Annotated in this window: 2 protein-coding genes; both read right to left on the bottom strand. The window is 40.4% G+C overall.

Features of this window, described 5'->3' with window-relative positions:
- On the bottom strand, nucleotides 1–460 hold a 460-nt coding region (locus tag BN338_RS13605), incomplete at its 3' end, for a DUF3987 domain-containing protein (protein ID WP_341872030.1).
- Between the two features lie 116 nt (nucleotides 461–576).
- Nucleotides 577–711: a hypothetical protein gene (locus BN338_RS13600; RefSeq protein ID WP_341872029.1), complete on the bottom strand. Its 135-nt coding sequence runs from the start codon at nucleotides 709–711 to the stop codon at nucleotides 577–579.
- Nucleotides 712–743: the final 32 nt, after the last annotated feature.

The following is a 743-nucleotide window of genomic DNA, read 5'->3' as shown; positions in this document are numbered from 1 at the left end:
AAAATTCATCACGCACCATTAAGAGACCACGGGGGTTTTCTTTCAACAATTCCCCTAGCTTCTCTACCGTGACATCATTGACAATAAGACGAGGGAGGTAATCATCATCTGCATTGTCTTCAGAAAGGGTTTCAGACAAAAGAGCACGTGCTATTTCATCATTTCCTTTTTTGAGAGCTTTCTCTGCTTGTTTCTCCTTTTCTCGTTTGCTTAACTCCTCAAACCTTTCTTCAATTCTTTGTTGTTTTTTCTTTTTCCTCCATTCGTTATACCATTCCTCTTGAAAGACATAGAGAGGCGCCAAAGCCGCTTTCATGGCTGGTGTTTTGTATGTTGAGGGTTTACCAATCAGAGCCCCCCATAGATTAGGAACAATTTTCCAATCATCCTGTTGTTTTGGAGCGATACGCACGCCATTGCCAATCACAGCAGCCAAGGCACATAAAGCAGAGGTAGCCATAAAATCCATGGGAGCTTGTTGACGCTGTGAAACGTCATAAACATAATCCATGAATGGCATGGGGAGTTGTAATGGGTTAAAAGGCTCGACGGGTAAGAGAGCAGCAGTGATCGGCTTTATTTCCCCCAGCCGTTTTGTTGCAATGCTTCCTTATAAGGAATGGCTTCTAAACAAGTATTCTTATGAGAAGTATTATCGTTATCATTGAATGAAATATTTTGAATGTTGTGATCTAAATCACTTTTTTTCATTTTTGTCCCTCACGGAATAATAAAACATCATT

Source organism: Bartonella queenslandensis AUST/NH15, assembly GCF_000312585.1.
Taxonomy (GTDB): domain Bacteria; phylum Pseudomonadota; class Alphaproteobacteria; order Rhizobiales; family Rhizobiaceae; genus Bartonella; species Bartonella queenslandensis_A.
This window is presented reverse-complemented; position numbering and strand designations above follow the sequence as displayed.

Coding starts and splice junctions, on each gene's coding strand:
- BN338_RS13600 (WP_341872029.1), bottom strand. CDS start 711: ATGAAAAAAAGTGATTTAGATCACAACATTCAAAATATTTCATTCAAT.